The following is a 17,294-nucleotide window of genomic DNA, read 5'->3' on the forward strand; positions in this document are numbered from 1 at the left end:
TTACTCAATGTAACGCCTCCTGTCATCTTTATTCCTCCTTTTTATTTATATTCAAAAGAAGGTTATTGTATACCAAGGGTGACATTTCTACTTTGCTCAGGGGTGACATTATCACTTTGGGCTAACACTCTCAGTCTAGTGCATTGCAATATTCTAATGTTTTACTATAATAGAAACTATGAGTAAAGATTCCTCCTTTGATATTGTTTCTGAAGTAGATTTGAGTGAGATGGATAACGCCATTAATATGGCGATGAAAGAAGTAAATACTCGTTTTGACTTTAAAGGAAGCTGTGCTGATATCAAAAGAAAAGAAAATTCATTAGAGTTAATGGCAGACGATGAAACAAGAATGGCTAATTTAATTGATATTTTAGAAAATAAAATGATCAAAAGAGAAATTCACATTAAATTTTTAGACCCTCAAGGTATCGTTGACTCTCTAGGTGGAAACGTTAAACAAACTATATTGATAAAGCAAGGTTTAACAACCGAGAAATCAAAAGAGATAAGCAAATTTATTAGAGATGCAAAATTTAAAGTCAAATCACAAATTAATGGCGATAAATTAAAGGTTACAGCCGCAAAGAAGGATGAACTACAAACAGTTATTCAATCTTTGAAAAATGAAGATTTTGGGGTTGTTTTACAGTTCACTAACTACAGATAATACTCTTACCCACTAAATATCCTGTACTCCAAGCTATTTGTAAATTATAACCACCAGTAGGTCCATCTAAATCCAATACTTCACCAGCTAAAAATAAATTTTTTACCATTTTATATTCCATATTTTTAGGATTAACTTCTTTTAATGAAACTCCGCCTGACGTAATAATAGCTTTATCAAAACCCTCAACTTCAGTTAAGGTGATGATTGTTTTCTTTAGTGATGTAATTATTTTAATTCTTTCTTCTTTTTTTATTTCTGATAATTTATTGTTGGCATCAAGTTTGTTTAGGGCAATAAATACATCTATCATTTTGCCTGGGAGGAGCTTTGTTATAAGGCTTTTGATGTTTTTCTTGCCTTCGTCTTGGCAAATTCTTTGTACTCTAGCATCAAGTAATTGGGGTGACACTGCTGGCTTCAAATCTAAAGATAATTGAGTTGGAGTTAATCGTGAACTAATTAGGTGATGAATATCTTTACTCATATCTAGGATGATGGGGCCACTAACTCCAACATGAGTAAATAATAAATCTCCAAATTTTTCTAGATGTTTTTTATTGTTTTGGTAAATTTCTGCCTTTACATTGTTCAAGGTTAGCCCAGCAAGTTCTCTTATCCAGACTTCTTGGCATTTAATTCCTATTAAGGAAGGTGTTGGCGTAATTATCGTGTGACCTGATTCCTGGGCAAACAGGTAGCCATCTCCTGTTGAGCCAGTTGTTGGGTAGGATAACCCGCCTGTAGCTATTAATAAGTTATTCGTCACGTATTTATGTCCGTTTTTAGTTGTTAGAGTAAAAGAATCATTAATCTGAACCTCTTTGACTGTAGAAGTGCAACGTATCTCTACTCCTAGCTCTTTAATTTTTTCAATTAATTTATCTCTTACGAATGAGGCGTTTGCAGATTCTGGGAAAATACGGTTGCCACGTTCTTCTTGTACTTTAATACCTAGTGAAACAAAAAAATCGATGGTTTCAGCAATAGAAAATTGAGTTAACGCATCTCTCAGCCATTTTCCGTTTTTGCCAATTACTTCAATAAATGAGGGAATATTTGTGTTTGAGGTTGTGATGTTACATCTACCTTTGCCTGTTATCAGTAATTTTTTGCCACAAGCATCGTTTTTTTCTAAAATTGTTACTTTTGCTTGAGGGTAAAATGTCTTGGCTGAAATTCCTGCTATTAAGCCAGCAGCACCGCCACCTATTATTATAAGGTCATGGTTATTGTTCATTAAAAAATAAGATTATCAATTAATCTGACGTTATTTAGGTAAACTGCTGTTCCAATAAAGGTTTGGTTTTTCTTATATTTTTTTATTTTATTAAGTGTATCATCATAGATTTCTAGATATTGTAATTCAAAAGCGGTAGATTCTTTTAAAAGTAAGGCTTCAAAAGCCTTTATTAACTCCTCCTGATTGATTGTTTTTGATATTTTAATTATTTCAGTAAACTTAAGTAATGTTGCGTAGATTAATGAGGCTAGTTTCTTTTCTTTATCATTAAGATAAGTATTCCTAGAGCTCATTGCTAGCCCACTACTCTCTCTTATCGTTGGAAGAGCGTGAATTTTTGTTCTAGGGAAAAAATCCAGAGATAAATTTTTTATTAAAACGTATTGTTGATAATCCTTCAATCCGAAATAAGCATTGTCTGCTTGGATAATAGAAAATAATTTCATGACGATAAGAGCTACTCCACCAAAATGTCCTCTTCGATGCTTGCCACAAAGTTTGTTTGTAAAATTTTGATTTATTTCAATTTTTATTAAAGATTTATGGTCGGGAGGATAGAGATCTTCTGCTTCCGGAATAAACACGATATCTACGTTATTTGCTTCTAATAATTTTAAGTCATGCTCAGTATTTTTAGGGTAAGTAGCAAAATCTTCTCCTTTTACAAATTGAGTTGGGTTAATAAAAATGCTAACGATAGTTATTTGATTATTTTTGACAGATTCTTTAACCAAGGAAAGGTGCCCTTCATGTAGGAATCCCATTGTTGGCACAAAGCCTATTTTTTTGTTTTCTAATTGAGCTTGATAGATATTTAAGTAATCAAGAGTATTCTTGATTATAAGCATTTTATAAGTTTACCCTTACGATAAGCCAAAGCAAGATAGCAAGAGTTATGGCGAGTAGTTTAATCCCCAAATTATTAGTAATTACTTTTTTAATTTTTTTTAAAAAATTCATTTATCCAAATCCTCTAAATTCCACACAGCGTATTTGCATTTTGGAAAACTGTCACAACCATAAAATATTTTACCTTTTTTAGTTCTTTTTTCAACTATGTCACTCTTACACTCTGGACAAGCTTTTTCTCTGATTACTTTTTTTTCTGATTTTGTTGATTTGCAAGTTGGATAATCAGAACAAGCAAGAAATTCACCAAATCTACCCTTTTTGTAAACCATGTTCTTACCACATTTAGGACATTTTTCTTCTGAAATTTTTTCATTTTCATCTCTTGGAACATCAAGTGCCTGTTCTCCTTCGATTTTTTCCGTATACTTACATTCCGGAAATTTAGAGCAAGAAAGAAATTTACCATATTTGCTAATTCTAATTACTAAGGGATTCTTGCATTCTGGGCAGATTTTATCTGTTTCTTCTACATGTTTTTTAGCTGTTTTATATGTATGGTCTAACTGTTTGGCAAAAGGTTCATAAAAATCTCTAATCATTGAGACCCACTCGGTTTTACCAACAGCGATATCATCAAAAGACTCTTCAATGTTAGCCGTAAATTTATAGCTGATAATATCTTGAAAATATTCCTTTAAAAAATTAGTAACAATAAAGGCTATTTCTGTTGGTACCAAAAACTTTTTTTCTTTTTCAATGTATCCTCTAGCAACAATTGTGGAGATAGTCGGAGCATAAGTTGATGGACGACCGACGCCTTCGCTTTCTAGCTTTTTGACAAGGGAAGCTTCAGTGTACCTTGCTGGTGGCTTTGTGAAGGCTTGTAGCGCATCCATAGCTTGAAGCGGGATAATATCATTTATCTTTATATTAGGAAGTAAACTGTCTTCGTCTTCCTCTTTTTCATCATCAGTATCTTCAATATACAGCTTCATAAAGCCATCAAACTTAATTACTTTACCTACTGTTTCAAAAACGTACTTTGTATCATCGTTGGCATGATAACTGATTATTGTGTTTTCTATTTCAGCTTCTGGCATTTGTGTAGCAACTGTTCTTTTCCAAATAAGCGTATATAGCTTGAGCAATTGAGGGTCTAACTTATTTGCTAAAGACTCAGGGGTTAAGTTAATGTTAATTGGCCTAATAGCCTCGTGGGCTTCTTGAGCACCTTTTGATTTTGTTTTAAAAACTCTATGTTTAGGTAAAGCATAATCAGCACCCATATTTTTTTTAATATACTCAGTTATTTGTTCTAGAGATTCATTTGATATATTGAGTGAGTCTGTTCTCATGTAGGTAATTAGTGCTATTCGGTCATGGTCCATGTCTATCCCTTCATATAACTGTTGGGCTAATTTCATTGTGATCGCTACTGGTAATCCGAATTTTCGATGCGCTTCTTGTTGAAGAGTTGAGGTTGTAAATGGTACGGAAGGATTTCTTCTACTTATGGTTTTCTTCACATCAAAGACTTTAAGCAGGAAATCATTTGGTATTGTAATCTGTATTTCTTTATTATTGGTTTTTGCATTAATTTTTTCTTGAATTTCAGGGTTAGAAAAAATTTCATTAATTACTTTTTTAACTTGTTCTATAGCGGTTATTTCGGCTTTTTTATTGTTAATAGTGCTAAGAGTTACTGGGATACTTTTTTGGGAGTGTTCCCCTATTCCTTTTATTTTCCATTGCTCTTTAGCCTCAAATTTTTTGATTTCTTCTTCTCTCTCTACTACAAACCTAACTGCTACAGATTGAACTCTTCCTGCACTAAGACCTGTTCTGATTTTTTTCCATAGTAGTGGAGATAATTTATAACCAACTAATCTATCAATAACTCTTCTGGCTTGTTGAGCATTAACTAAATTAAGGTCAATTTTTCTTGGATTTTCGATTGCTTTCAGAATAGCAGTTTTAGTTATTTCGTGAAAAACTATTCTTTCATAATTCTCATTTTTTATTTTAAGAGCAGATTGGATATGCCAGGATATAGCTTCTCCTTCTCTATCTTCGTCGGTTGCTAACCAGATTTTTTCAGCGTTTTTTGCTAATTCTTTAAGCTCTGTGACAATTTTCTTTTTTTCTTTGGATACTTGGTATGTAGGATTAAAGTTATTATCAACATCTACTCCAAGTTCTTTCGTAGGTAAATCAATAATATGTCCCATGGATGCTTTTACAATATAATCATTACTCAAATACTTTGAGATTGTTTTTGCTTTTGCTGGTGACTCTACAATTACAAGATTCTTTACCATTAAATTTAGTTACTCCTTTGTAATACCTGAAAGATTTTAACCTCTATGGAACCATTTATCAATTTCTTTTTCATCAAAGGTCTTTTCTATTGGTCTTCCATGCGGACAGCTTACATTATTGTTACAATTTATCCAATCGTTTACTAATGCTATTTTTTCTCGTTCTTGCAAAAAATCTCCAGCTTTAATAGCTGCTTTACAAGCTATTGTCGTAAATGTTTTTGTTATTTTATCCTTACCATCTTTTTTGTTATCTGAAATAATTTCTGTTATTAGTGCTTTATGATCAGTTTTGGCAGGAAGTGCTATTGGTACTGACCTGATGATTAAACTATCTTTACCAAAAGCTTCGATAACATACCCGATATCATTAAGAATCTCTTTTACTTCCTCAAAAATAAGGTAATCTTGTTGATCCAAAAAAATATTTTCTGGAAAAAGCAGCTCTTGGCTTCCTTGTTTAATAGTTTGTGTTTTAAGTTTTTCAAATAAAACTCTTTCATGTGCAGCATGCTGATCAATGATTCTTAATTTATTTTCATAAAAGAAGACTAGATACATGTCTTTAAATTGAAAAATGGATTGAACACCCTCGTTTGACAGTATCTCCCTTGACTTAGTGGGAGTTTCTAGGATAGTTTTATAAACTTCTGTTATTTGTTGCTTGTTTTCGAAAAGTTCATTAGGTTTAAAAGTAACAGCATTTTGTTTATTATAGGAAGATTGCTGGACATATTGTTTAACCGCAGTGTTATTAGCCTCTTCTTCATTGATTGTTTGGGCAGTAGCTTGGAATGTTTTTTTGATAGCTTTATAGATAGAGTCAAAAATAAAGCTTTCTTTATATAATTTAACTTCGGTTTTAGAAGGGTGCACATTCACATCAATTTCAGAGGGGTCGGTTTCAACGTTCAAAAAAAGATAAGGATGCATATTATTAGGAAAAATAAACTTCGTTGATTGTGTTACGGCAGCATGAAAGGTGCTGTTATTAATCAGTCTTTTATTAACTACGAAAAGTTGTTTGTCTTTATTTGCCCTTGTTTCGCTTGGGTTGGAAATATATCCATTTATTTTAACTCCAAGGTCAGCATAATTTATTTGCAACATGTTCTGAAAAATCTTAAAGGAATGAATATCCGAAATAACTTCTTCCAGCTTGTTATTCCCTGTTGTTGAGAATATTTTTTTATTGTTATGAAGCAAGGTAAAGGCTATTTCTGGGTGCACCAAGGCTAATCCCTGCGTAATCTTTAAAATATGCCCAAATTCAGAGTTTTCGCTTTTAAGGTACTTTTGCCTTGCTGGTACATTGTAAAACAAGTCTTTCACAATAATAACGGTGCCTGTGGGGATGTGCATAGTCGTCTCACTGATGACTTTTCCTGCTTCTGTAATTAACTCAATACCTTTTCCCTGATTAGTTGTGTTTGTTTGAATTGTAAGTCGAGACACGGAGGCTATGCTAGGGATTGCCTCTCCTCTAAACCCCATTGTGTCTAAGAAGAGTAAATCCTCTACAGTAGAAATTTTGGACGTCGCATGTCTAACTAAAGACATTTTTGCGTTTTCTGCGTCCATTCCACTGCCGTTATCAGTTATTTTAATTAAGGATTTACCGCCATCTTGAATTTCTATTTTAATATTGGAAGCAGCAGCATCTATAGAATTTTCAAGAAGTTCTTTAACTACTGATGCGGGTCTATTTACTACTTCTCCGGCTGCTATTTTATTGATTGTATTTTCATCAAGTAGCCGAATATTTCCCATCTTATTTAATGCTAACGATAGCTTTAATCATTTGTGCTTTCGACTTCTTCTTCGTCTTTAACAATTAGGTGCAATTTTGTAATTCTTCTTCTATAAACGTGGAGTACTTTGATTTTGAATTTACAGTTTTCAAAAATATCGCCTTTTTCAGGCATTTTACCAAGTCTATTAACCATAAATCCTGCTAATGAATCATAGTCATCTTCTTCTGGTAACTTAATATTAAGTTCATTATTTAGATCTGAAACATTAATCAGCCCAGAAACAATGTATCCATCACTTTTTTTAATAATCATTTCTTCTTCTTTTTCATCATATTCGTCTTGGATTTCTCCAATTATTTCTTCAATAATGTCCTCAAGTGTTACAATGCCACTTGTTCCTCCGTACTCATCAACAACTATTGCTATATGCATTTTCATTTTCCTAAGTTCACTCAATAATTCATCAATTTTTTTAGTTTCAGGCACATAAAATGCAGGTCGAATCATTTCCGGTTTTAAGGCAGTTTCTGTTTCCCAATCTTCTTTAGGTACGGAGAGAATGTCTTTTGCATAGACAAACCCAATTATATTGTCAATTCTTTCACGATAGACTGGAATCCTGGAATGTCCGTATTTGGTAATTAGCCTGATTGTTTGGGATAAAGAAGTTTCCATGTCAATTGCTATAATATTTGTTCTAGGGGTCATGATTTCCCTTGCAATAATTTCACCAAACTCAAAAATAGAAGTAAGCATTTTTTCTTCACTTTCTTCCAATACTCCTTCTTCTAGTCCAAGGTTTATTAACAGCTTGATTTCATCCTCAGAGATAAGCGAATCGTTTTCAATAGCATTCCCTTTGCCTACTCTTAAGATGTATTTTGAAAGTAAGTTTAATACCACAATTGCAGGCAATAAAATTATCGATAAATAATAAATTGGTTGACTCAGTTTAATAGAAAATTTTTCAGCTTTTTTAAGAGCAATATTTTTAGGAGTTATTTCACCAAAAATAAGAACAACAATTGTCATAAAGAAAGCCGAGGTGACTGCAATAAAAGTTTCACTTTTAACGCCAATTCTTGTCATGATGTCAATAAATAAGAACGTTGAGATGGTCGAGGCTAAGATGTTAGCAACATTATTACCCACAAGAATAGTCGTGAGCATTCTTCCTGGCTTATGAAATAACTTAACAATGAATTTTGTAGCATTAGGGTTATCTGCTTCTATTTTCTTTCTTTTTAAGGGAGAGAGCGAAGTAAAGGCGGTTTCAGAGGCGGAAAATAAAGCGGATAACATTATAAAAATGCATAATAAAAAAATTTGTAAGTATATCGAGTTATATTCCACTAATAATCCTAAATCCTATCAACCAATGCTATTGTTTTATTATAAGATAGGAATACTTCAAATACAATTGCAAGATCTATTCTAGCATTAAAGGTATTTTTTAAGTAAGAAATCTTCATAGTCTTCCATAATCTCTCTTTCTTGGTCATCATTGTGATCATAGCCAGTTAAATGAGCAAAAGCATGAGCTAGCGTCATGATTAGCTGTTCATTTCTGTTTATTCTATAAGTATCTGCCTTTTTGTAAACTTCTTCAAGACAAATATAGATATCTCCAATTATTTCGTCATCAAATATTGGGAAAGTTAATACATCGGTTGCAGTTTCTTTGTTCCGATACTTTTGATTGAGTTCTTGCATTTCTTCACTGGTTATAAAGCTAACTGAAAGCTCTCCTTCTGGAAAAAGGGATCTTTTTTTTATATGATCAATGGTTTTTTGTATAAGTTCTTCAAAAGCAGAACTTGCAGTGTCGCTAAAATTAATTTGTAAGTTCATTGGTTATTTTTCTTGATCCGGATATTTTATTCTAGAATGATACTGGTTGCTGATTACATTGCTAAAAGTTTTTTTAATTTTCTCTAAATCAGCAAGCGTAATGTCTGAATTACTTAGCTGATGATCGTCTAGTTTTTCTTTAATTATTTTATTAATAATAGACTGTATTTTGGCCGGTGTTGGCTTGTCTAATGATCTTATCGCAGCCTCTATACCATCAGCAAGCATTATGATTACACTTTCTTTGGATGAGGGTTTTGGCGTAGTGTATCTAAATTGTTCTTCTTCCACTATTTCATTAATATTAGATTTAAGCATTTTATAGTAAAAGTATAATAACAAGCTTGTTCCATGATGTTCGTGGATAATTTGTTGTATTTCAACTGGAAGTCCGTATTTCTTTGCTATTTCTAACCCATCTTTGGGGTGGCTAAGAATAGTCAGTGCGCTTAAAGAAGGCATTGTGTATTCATGAGGGTTTTGCGCTTGGTTTTGATTTTCGATAAAATACTCAGGCTTCTTTAGTTTGCCAATATCGTGATAATAGGCAGCTACTCTGGCTAATACACCATTGGCGTTAATGCTTTCTGCTGCGGCTTCTGCTAAATTAGCAACCATCAAACTATGATAGTATGTGCCTGGAGCTTCGTTTAATAATTTTTTCATAAGATCGTTATTCATATCACTATAATCTAATAATTTTAGATTAGTGGTTATGCCAAAAATTTCTTCAAGATAAGGGATGGTGCCTATGGCAATAATAAAGCAAAGGATTGGGTTTAAAAAGATAATAGCAAGGTGTAATAAAGTGAAGTGTAAGGATATTGCAGTGCTGTTTAATAAAATAATAGACATAAGCACAAGCGATATTGCTCCAACAATTAAACCCGTAAGAGGAATATCTCTTCTGGTTTTAAAGTTTCTTACTAAAACCGTAGTTAAAGAGTTTGCCACCATAACATAGAGAAGTGAAAAGGAACTTATGTCAAAAATAAGCAGCATGGTTAAAATGTTAAAATAAGTGATTATATACGCAGCATTTTCTGAAATTAAAAGGCTAATAAGTATTGAAAAAAGGCTCACAGGAATAAGTAGCCCTGGTTCAAAGTATTGGGGAAACTTATCAAAGTAATTCACAAAATAAATAGCCAGAAAGTAAAAAGATTGTAGCGAGATGAGAAGTAATAATTGTTTTGTTGTTGGATTTATATATCTACTGACCATTCGTTCTAATAAGAAAATTAAAACAATAATTCCAAGGATAAGAGGCAAAAACTTCTTAACATTTATAGTGTTTCTGTAAAGTCCAATCATTTGCAAGATTTCTAGATTAATAGGTTGCAAAATATCGCCTTTATAAACAATTGGTTGTCCCTTTTTTATCGTCGTTGTCTGAGGAGTAAAATTTCTTTTGATTTCTTCGATTTTTTCATAAGTTCCTTCCTCGTCATAAATCATATTAACTGATAAAAGCGGTGTAATAATGTTTCTCAGCAAAGGACCATAGTCCTTGTTTGTTTTTACGTCATTAAAGGGGTTTAAATGTTTTTCGATTTTTTCTTGGATATTGTCATCTGCATTGATTCCATCAGAGTATATATTGGTGGCTATTTGTTTAGAAATAAGTTCCAGAAAGGTAATGGTGTCCTTATCCTGCATCGTTAATTGTTTTATTGTGTTGGCTGAAAGTTTTTGAATTGGGTCATTTGTCGGAATTTTAGCTATACTGTATTTTTTTTCTTTTAATTCTTTTAATGTTAAAAATACTTTTATAATATCCTTTTTAGTTTTATTTTCAATTTCAAATTCTCTTTTGTAGACTGCTTCACTTTTTTTGATTTTAGCCTCAAGAAGCTTGTTCGATGTTTCTTTATCAAGATTTGTTTGGATTACAAATTGTTTTGGACTTACGATATTTTCTGGACTAGTTCCCCCAACCACTAAATGTTGATTTTTAGGAAAATAAACCATGGCAACAAAAATAATCATAAGTAGTCCAAGACCACTATAGATAGTTGTTTTTAGATAATTATTTTGATTCTTCATTTTCTTCTATTTTTGCTCCAATTTTTTTAAATTTATCCATGATTTTTTCATATCCTCTATTAATGTGTTGTGTGCCAAAAACTACTGATTTTCCTTCAGCGGCTAATGCAGCAATGACTAGCGCTGCACCTCCACGTAAGTCTTTTGATTTAACTTCCGCACCAGATAACGGCTTGTTGTCACCAGTTATAATTGCTTTATTACCAACAATACTAATATTAGCATCCATCCTGTTTAATTCCATAACATGCATAAATCTATTCTCAAAAACAGTTTCAGTAATAATGCTTTTCCCTGGAACAGTTGCCAGAAAGCTCATTAATAAAGGCTGCATGTCTGTTGAAAAAGCTGGATATGGTCCAGTTTTTACTGAAAGGGGTTGTGGTTCCGAACTTTCAGCATAAATTTTTAGAATATCATTTTGAGGAAATTCATGTTTAATGTTTGTTCTTTCTAGAATATTGATTAAGTCAGGGATATGTTCTTTATCAACATTCTTTAAGGTTAAGTTACTTCTTGTTGCTGTTGCTGCCATTGCAAATGTTGCTGTTTCAATTCTGTCTGGAATAATTCTATGTTTAACGGAAGTAAGCTCCTTTACTCCTTCGATTTGTATTGTTGAGGACCCCGCACCTTTAATTTTGGCTCCAGCTTTATTTAAAAAATCTGCTAAAGCAATAATTTCTGGTTCTCTAGCAACGTTTTTGAGTATTGTTTTTCCCTCTACTAAGGTAGCTGTCATCATTAGATTTTCAGTTGCTCCAACACTAGGAAAGTCTAACCTGAAGTTTGCTGGAGTTAGTGGTCCTTCAGTTTTAAGAATAACAAAACCATGCTCAACACTAGTTTTCATGCCGAAAGCTTCTAGCCCTTTAAGATGAATGTTTACAGGTCTTGAACCAATCAAACACCCGCCTGGATAAGGTATTTTTGCCATCCCTACTCTCGCAACTATGGCCCCAGCCACAAAGAAGGAAGCTCTCATTTTTGTTATTAATTCGTAGGGTGCAATATGCCTTAAATCTTCTGTTCCTTGGATTCTTACTTCATTGTTAGAAAACTCTGCTCGCATTCCAAGGCTACTTAGTAGCCTGATCGCTGTGATAATATCAGTAAGCTCTGGAACATTTGTTAAGGTTACAGAGCTTTTAAAAAGAACGGTGGAAACAAGTATTGGTAAGGCTGCGTTTTTGGAGCCGCTAATGATAACTTCGCCAGCGAGCTTGGTTGGACCAAAAACAGTTAATTTTCCCATGTGTCTATCTTTGCTGAAATCTTATTTGTAATCTCTATTAACTTTTTTATTAACATTATAAGTAATAGTCCGATTCCATAACCAAGTATTAATCCAAGAAATGAGCGGTATAAGCTAGTCAAAAATGGTGCATGTAAATGACAAAATGTGTTAATTTGAGAGATTGAAGTTATGGAAGCGAAAAGCAAGAGCATTAATTTAATAGAATTATTAATTCTAGAATCTTTCCAATAATGAATGGCTAACATTAATAGAGGTACAGCAAAAAGGATTTCTTTGGTTCTTGGTCGTACTAAAAATATATTTTCTAAAAGTTCCCTGAAACCAATTTCTAGTTTACCCAAAATCAACATTCCATAATTCCCTGTACGCATTACATAAAACACAAGAAAAACGATTAACAGGACAATTAGAAGCAGATATTTAAAGGTTAAGATTCCACTGAGATATCTATTCAGAACTTGATAAAGGTACTTTATTCTTTTAGGTTTCACAAAAAGGTAAATAGCCAGAAGTAAAATAGGTATAGTGTTAGCTAGTTTTACTCCCCTGAAAGTCCATATCGCAACAAAATAATTATAGTGAAAAAGTAAAGTATTAATAATAATTCCAGTAATGATAGTTGAGATAAAAATGAAAAGTAGTATAGGCAGATATGGCTTTGATTTGTCTGTATTTTTATCGAGTATGTTTTTTATAATAACAAAAACAATTACTGGAGCGATACTCACAGTTAACAGAGCCATTAATTCATTATAAAGTTTGATATTATTTGTTATGAGCGAGAGTAATCCTATAATCAAGGCTGAAAAGATAATTACAAGAGAATCTCTTTTGGTTAAATTAGTTATGAAAAGCTTAATAAACATGATAAACATTAGGCAGACTGCAGCATAGGCAATGATTTGAAAAAAGAAAATATTATTTGTTTGTGGCTTCTTAATATAGTCTATTTGCTTAACGTGAAACCCTTTTTTTGTAATCTTTTCATTTAATTTTTCTACTAAAGTAATTGTTTCTTTATAAGTATTTTCTTTGTTTTCAGAAAACTTAGTTTTGTCTGCAATAATATCAATGTGAATGATTGTTGCATTTCTTTCTGTTATTGCCCTGAATGCTCTATTTAAAAAGTTTTCATTTGTTTTCCCAATAGTCAGATAGTGGATTTTTAAAGCTTTATCTGGGGCACTCATCGCCAAAGACTCTAGCCCTTTGGGTTGAACAAATTCTGTAAAAGCAAAAAACATGTCTTGTTCTTTTAATTTAAGTGCAGTTATTTGAATGTCTTCTTTATAACCTAAGGCTTCATTGCCCTTAAATTTAACTATTTTTATATCTAGTTTGCTTAGGTCTGAAATCTTGGAGGCTATTTGTTCCTCGCTAAAAGCTTCATGATTACTAATTTCTGGTATAACTGATAACTCGTGTTTATAAATAAGTTCAACTTTATTTGGATTGATATCTAAGGAGGTATTTAGCAAGTCTTCTTTTTGGGCAGTTACTTCAAGGATATTCCAGCCTAAGTCTTTGACCCTACTATTGCCTAGCTTAATTTCTAGGTTTCTTTTTGTGTATTCGAAAAGGTTGTTTTCATCAATTATCAGATAATTATATTCTGGTTGCAATTTATATGCTTTGGGTAGTCTGGAAAAAATAAGCCCATATTGGTTTACATGAATTCTGTTCTCGTTGAGGATATCCTTCCCTGTAAGCAAGGTGGCTTTACCATCATCTATTAAATCTTGAACTTTATCTTCCTGAAGTATGATAGAAGTTACGCCTGCTTTTTTTAAGTTCTCAAGTATTTCTTTATAATAAATCCCTGAATTAAGATAGATGTTTTTTATGGTGTCAAAATTTAAAACTATCTCAATATTAGTATTCTTTTTTTCATAAACTATTTTATTGAAAATAGGGTAAATACAGGCTACCACACAGATTATTAATAGAATTGATATTTTGTTTTTAAGTAGTTGTTTTAGTATATGCATATTTATTACGTCCTATCTTAACTAGTCTTTTCTGAAATGTAAATAAGCCTCAATGAAGCTATCGATTTCCCCATCCATTACTGCTCCAACATTTCCTGTTTCATAATCGGTTCGTAAATCTTTCACCATTGTATATGGATGAAAAACATAGGAACGGATTTGGTTGCCCCAACTGATTTCTTTATTAGTATCAGCAACGTTCTTTTTTTCTTGTTCTTCAATTTTTTGATTATAAGTTTCTATCCTGGAGATTAGTACCTGCATAGCTTTTTCTTTGTTTTGTGTTTGTGACCTACCACTTTGACATTGAACAACTATCCCAGTTTTTAAATGTGTTATTCTTACAGCAGAATCTGTTTTATTAATATGTTGTCCCCCAGCACCGCTCGAACGATAGGTGTCGACCCTAATGTCTTCAGGTCTGATATTGATTTCTTTGGAAAGGTCTAATTGTGGAAGAACATCAACTGAAGCAAAGGATGTTTGTCTTTTGTTATTAGCATTAAAGGGAGACAGTCTCACTAGTCTATGTATGCCGTGCTCAGATTTAAGTAGCCCGTAAGCATACTCACCTTCTATAGTTAAAGTGACACTTTTCAGCCCAGCTTCATCTCCTACTGAGATATCTATTATTTCGTAGTTAAAACTTTTATCTTCTATCCACCTTTTATACATTCTAAGAAGCATTTCTGCCCAGTCCTGAGCATCAGTGCCGCCAACTCCTGCATTAATGGTAAGTATTACATCGTTTTGGTCGTAAGGTTCATTAAGTAGTGTTTTTAGTTCTAGTTTCTTATATTTAATTCCTATTTCAATTAAAAAGCTTTTAATCTCCTGTTCCAGCGATTGGTCGTTTAGTTCTAATAAATCTTGTATATAATTAATGTTTTCTTTAAATTCAGAAAAATCTTTTAATTTATGTTCGATGAGCTTGATTTCCTTAGACAGCTTACTCGCTTTATCATGGTCATTCCAAATGTCTTTTTCCTGAAGTTGTCTTTCAAGCATTGCTTTATCATTTAGTAGGTTATTGATTTGGAGATACCCCTCTAGCAACGTCGCTTTGTTAAGGTATTCTTCGGTTTTTGATTTATAATCTTCTATCATAACTAAATTTGTTTTCCACAACAGACCTTATATTTTTTGCCAGAGCCACAAGGACAAGGCTCGTTTCGCCCTGGTTTGGTGTCTTTATTCGTGATTGGTTTATTGATTTTTTGTTGATTGTTTGTGTCTCGATCATAGGAAGTAATTTTGATTCGTTTCTGTTCTTCTGCCATGATTTTTCCCATTTCTTCTTCTGTAACAATTTTGACCTTAAAAAGATTGGTAATAACTTCTTGTTCCACACTATCCATCATTTCTTGAAACATTTCATAACCTTCTTTTTTGTATTCCAAGAGAGGGTCTTTTTGAGCATAGGCTCTTAATCCAATTCCTTCTCTTAAAAAATCCATATTCTTCAAATGTTCTATCCATTTAGTATCCAAAGAATGAATATAGATAATTTTCATAATAGATAAAAGATCATCTTTGTTGATTTGTGCAATAAAGTTATTAAAAAATGTTTGATTCTGTTTTAGTAAATTGTTGATAGTTTCTTCTTGGTTTTTTTGTTCCATATTTGTAAAATTTATTGGTAGAAGGACAGATAATTCCTTCTTTAATTCTTTCCAATCAACTTCTTTTAAGTTGGCATTAACTGGAAAGAAAGCATTAACCATAGCTTTAATATGGTATTCCATTATTTCAAAACATTTATTAATCAATCCTTCTTGTTCTAAAATAAGTCTTCTTTGTTTATAAATAATTTCTCTTTGTTTATTCATAACATCATCGTACTCAAGAAGCTGTTTTCTAATATTAAAATGATAGAGTTCTACTTTTTTTTGAGCTCTTTCAATGGATTTGGAAATCATATTGTGTTCAATAGGAGTAGTATCGTCAAAGCCTAAGCTTTCCATAATGTTAATGATTTTATCTGATCCGAATAAGCGCATTAAATCGTCTTCCATGCTTACAAAAAACTTGGTTAAACCTGGATCTCCTTGTCTACCGCAACGACCTCTTAACTGATTGTCAATTCTTCTGCTTTCATGTCTTTCTGTACCGAAAACAACTAAACCCTCTTTGCCTATTACTCCCTCACCTAAAACAATGTCCGTTCCACGTCCAGCCATGTTTGTGGCAATAGTAACGCTTCCTGGTTGACCGGCATTAGCAATGATTTCTGCTTCTTGCTCATGAAACTTTGCATTAAGAACACTATGCTTAATTCCCTTTTTCTTTAGTAATTCGCTAATAAGTTCAGAGGTTGTTATAGAAATTGTGCCAACTAAAACAGGTCTATTGTTCTTATGATGTTCAATGATTTCTTTAACAGCTGCATTGTATTTACCATTTCTTGATTTATAAACAGCATCAGGTGCGTCTTTTCTAACAAGAGGTTTATTGGTTGGTATTTCTAAGGTTTCTAGTCCGTAAATTTTTTCAAATTCAGTTGCTTCGGTCATGGCTGTACCGGTCATACCAGATAGTTTTTTAAACATCCTGAAATAGTTTTGAAAGGTGATGGAAGCTAGCGTTTGGCTTTCTTGCTGGATGGTTAATCCTTCTACTGCTTCTATGGCTTGATGTAGACCATCGCTATATCTTCTGCCTTGCATAAGTCTACCGGTGAACTCATCAACAATAATGATTTCTCCATTTTGAATAACATAATCAACGTCTCGTTTAAACAAATGGATAGCTTTAAGTGACTGAATAAGCATGTGCGCTTGGTCCATATGTTCAATATCGTAAAGATATTCAATATTTAGCAACTTTTCTGTCTGGGTAATCCCCTCTTCTGTAAGGATAATGTTTTTCTGTTTTTCTTCGACTGTAAAATGCTCCTCCACTTTGAGCTTTTTAGCAATTAGCGATGCCTTCCTGTATTTTTCTGTATCTTCCTCGACAACACCAGAGATTATTAGCGGTGTTCTAGCTTCATCAATTAAAATACTGTCAACTTCGTCAATAATTGCATAGTGTAGGTTGCGCTGAACGCATTGTGATAACTCTGTAGCCATATTGTCACGTAGATAATCAAAGCCGAACTCATTGTTGGTTCCATAAACAATATCTGCTTCATAAGCAACTTTTTTATCATTTGGGTTCATGCCAGATTGGATTAGTCCAACAGTTAAACCTAAAAATTTATGAATTGAGCCCATCCACTCACTATCTCGTTTTGCTAAATAATCATTAACAGTAACAATAAAGACGCCTTTTTTAGTTAAAGCGTTAAGGTAAGCAGGCAAAGTAGAAACAAG

At 32.7% G+C, this 17,294-nt stretch carries 12 protein-coding genes; 1 reads left to right on the forward strand and 11 read right to left on the reverse strand.

What is annotated here, in order from left to right:
- The first annotated feature begins 178 nt into the window (after window positions 1-178).
- Window positions 179-670 carry a YajQ family cyclic di-GMP-binding protein gene (locus tag PHF25_05295; protein ID MDD4527437.1) on the forward strand — a complete coding sequence of 164 codons (492 nt, stop codon included), beginning with the start codon at window positions 179-181 and terminating at the stop codon, window positions 668-670.
- On the opposite strand, the gene PHF25_05300 is transcribed toward PHF25_05295, so the two are convergent.
- The 11 genes from PHF25_05300 to secA form a co-directional block, all read right to left on the reverse strand.
- Complete coding sequence (locus PHF25_05300; protein MDD4527438.1) at window positions 657-1,910, reverse strand: NAD(P)/FAD-dependent oxidoreductase; 1,254 nt, start codon at window positions 1,908-1,910, stop codon at window positions 657-659. The genes PHF25_05295 and PHF25_05300 overlap by 14 nt on opposite strands.
- Window positions 1,910-2,761, reverse strand: coding sequence for a pantoate--beta-alanine ligase (gene panC / locus PHF25_05305; GenBank protein ID MDD4527439.1), 852 nt, complete (start codon window positions 2,759-2,761; stop codon window positions 1,910-1,912). The genes PHF25_05300 and panC overlap by 1 nt, the downstream gene beginning before the upstream one ends.
- 108 nt (window positions 2,762-2,869) lie before the next feature.
- A complete protein-coding gene (gene topA, locus PHF25_05310; GenBank protein MDD4527440.1) occupies window positions 2,870-5,083 on the reverse strand; it encodes a type I DNA topoisomerase in 2,214 nt (737 codons plus the stop codon).
- Window positions 5,084-5,119: 36 nt separating this feature from the next.
- Window positions 5,120-6,853: a DNA mismatch repair endonuclease MutL gene (mutL, locus tag PHF25_05315; protein MDD4527441.1), complete on the reverse strand. Its 1,734-nt coding sequence runs from the start codon at window positions 6,851-6,853 to the stop codon at window positions 5,120-5,122.
- A gap of 23 nt (window positions 6,854-6,876) precedes the next feature.
- Window positions 6,877-8,190 carry a hemolysin family protein gene (locus tag PHF25_05320; GenBank protein MDD4527442.1) on the reverse strand — a complete coding sequence of 438 codons (1,314 nt, stop codon included), beginning with the start codon at window positions 8,188-8,190 and terminating at the stop codon, window positions 6,877-6,879.
- Window positions 8,191-8,277: 87 nt separating this feature from the next.
- Window positions 8,278-8,688 (reverse strand): rRNA maturation RNase YbeY, encoded by a 411-nt coding sequence (gene ybeY, locus PHF25_05325; GenBank protein MDD4527443.1) that lies wholly within the window; start codon window positions 8,686-8,688, stop codon window positions 8,278-8,280.
- A gap of 3 nt (window positions 8,689-8,691) precedes the next feature.
- Window positions 8,692-10,734 (reverse strand): HDIG domain-containing protein, encoded by a 2,043-nt coding sequence (locus PHF25_05330; protein ID MDD4527444.1) that lies wholly within the window; start codon window positions 10,732-10,734, stop codon window positions 8,692-8,694.
- Window positions 10,718-11,989 (reverse strand): UDP-N-acetylglucosamine 1-carboxyvinyltransferase, encoded by a 1,272-nt coding sequence (gene murA / locus PHF25_05335; GenBank protein MDD4527445.1) that lies wholly within the window; start codon window positions 11,987-11,989, stop codon window positions 10,718-10,720. Before murA ends, PHF25_05330 begins: the two co-directional genes overlap by 17 nt.
- Window positions 11,977-13,980 (reverse strand): DUF5693 family protein, encoded by a 2,004-nt coding sequence (locus tag PHF25_05340; protein ID MDD4527446.1) that lies wholly within the window; start codon window positions 13,978-13,980, stop codon window positions 11,977-11,979. Before PHF25_05340 ends, murA begins: the two co-directional genes overlap by 13 nt.
- 21 nt (window positions 13,981-14,001) lie before the next feature.
- Window positions 14,002-15,087: a peptide chain release factor 2 gene (gene prfB / locus PHF25_05345; GenBank protein ID MDD4527447.1), complete on the reverse strand. Its 1,086-nt coding sequence runs from the start codon at window positions 15,085-15,087 to the stop codon at window positions 14,002-14,004.
- Between the two features lie 2 nt (window positions 15,088-15,089).
- Window positions 15,090-17,294, reverse strand: a 2,205-nt coding sequence (secA, locus tag PHF25_05350; protein MDD4527448.1) for a preprotein translocase subunit SecA, incomplete at its 5' end; no start/stop codon positions are given.

It is taken from the genome of Candidatus Margulisiibacteriota bacterium (genome assembly GCA_028706105.1).
GTDB lineage: Bacteria > Margulisbacteria > Riflemargulisbacteria > GWF2-35-9 > DYQY01 > DYQY01.

What these genes read in the sequence shown, in the direction of transcription:
- PHF25_05295 (MDD4527437.1), top strand. Translation starts at nt 179, where the DNA reads ATGAGTAAAGATTCCTCCTTTGATATTGTTTCTGAAGTAGATTTGAGT.
- PHF25_05300 (MDD4527438.1), bottom strand. Translation starts at nt 1,910, where the DNA reads ATGAACAATAACCATGACCTTATAATAATAGGTGGCGGTGCTGCTGGC.
- panC (MDD4527439.1), bottom strand. Translation starts at nt 2,761, where the DNA reads ATGCTTATAATCAAGAATACTCTTGATTACTTAAATATCTATCAAGCT.
- topA (MDD4527440.1), bottom strand. Translation starts at nt 5,083, where the DNA reads ATGGTAAAGAATCTTGTAATTGTAGAGTCACCAGCAAAAGCAAAAACA.
- mutL (MDD4527441.1), bottom strand. Translation starts at nt 6,853, where the DNA reads ATGGGAAATATTCGGCTACTTGATGAAAATACAATCAATAAAATAGCA.
- ybeY (MDD4527443.1), bottom strand. Translation starts at nt 8,688, where the DNA reads ATGAACTTACAAATTAATTTTAGCGACACTGCAAGTTCTGCTTTTGAA.
- PHF25_05330 (MDD4527444.1), bottom strand. Translation starts at nt 10,734, where the DNA reads ATGAAGAATCAAAATAATTATCTAAAAACAACTATCTATAGTGGTCTT.
- murA (MDD4527445.1), bottom strand. Translation starts at nt 11,989, where the DNA reads ATGGGAAAATTAACTGTTTTTGGTCCAACCAAGCTCGCTGGCGAAGTT.
- PHF25_05340 (MDD4527446.1), bottom strand. Translation starts at nt 13,980, where the DNA reads ATGCATATACTAAAACAACTACTTAAAAACAAAATATCAATTCTATTA.
- prfB (MDD4527447.1), bottom strand. Translation starts at nt 15,087, where the DNA reads ATGATAGAAGATTATAAATCAAAAACCGAAGAATACCTTAACAAAGCG.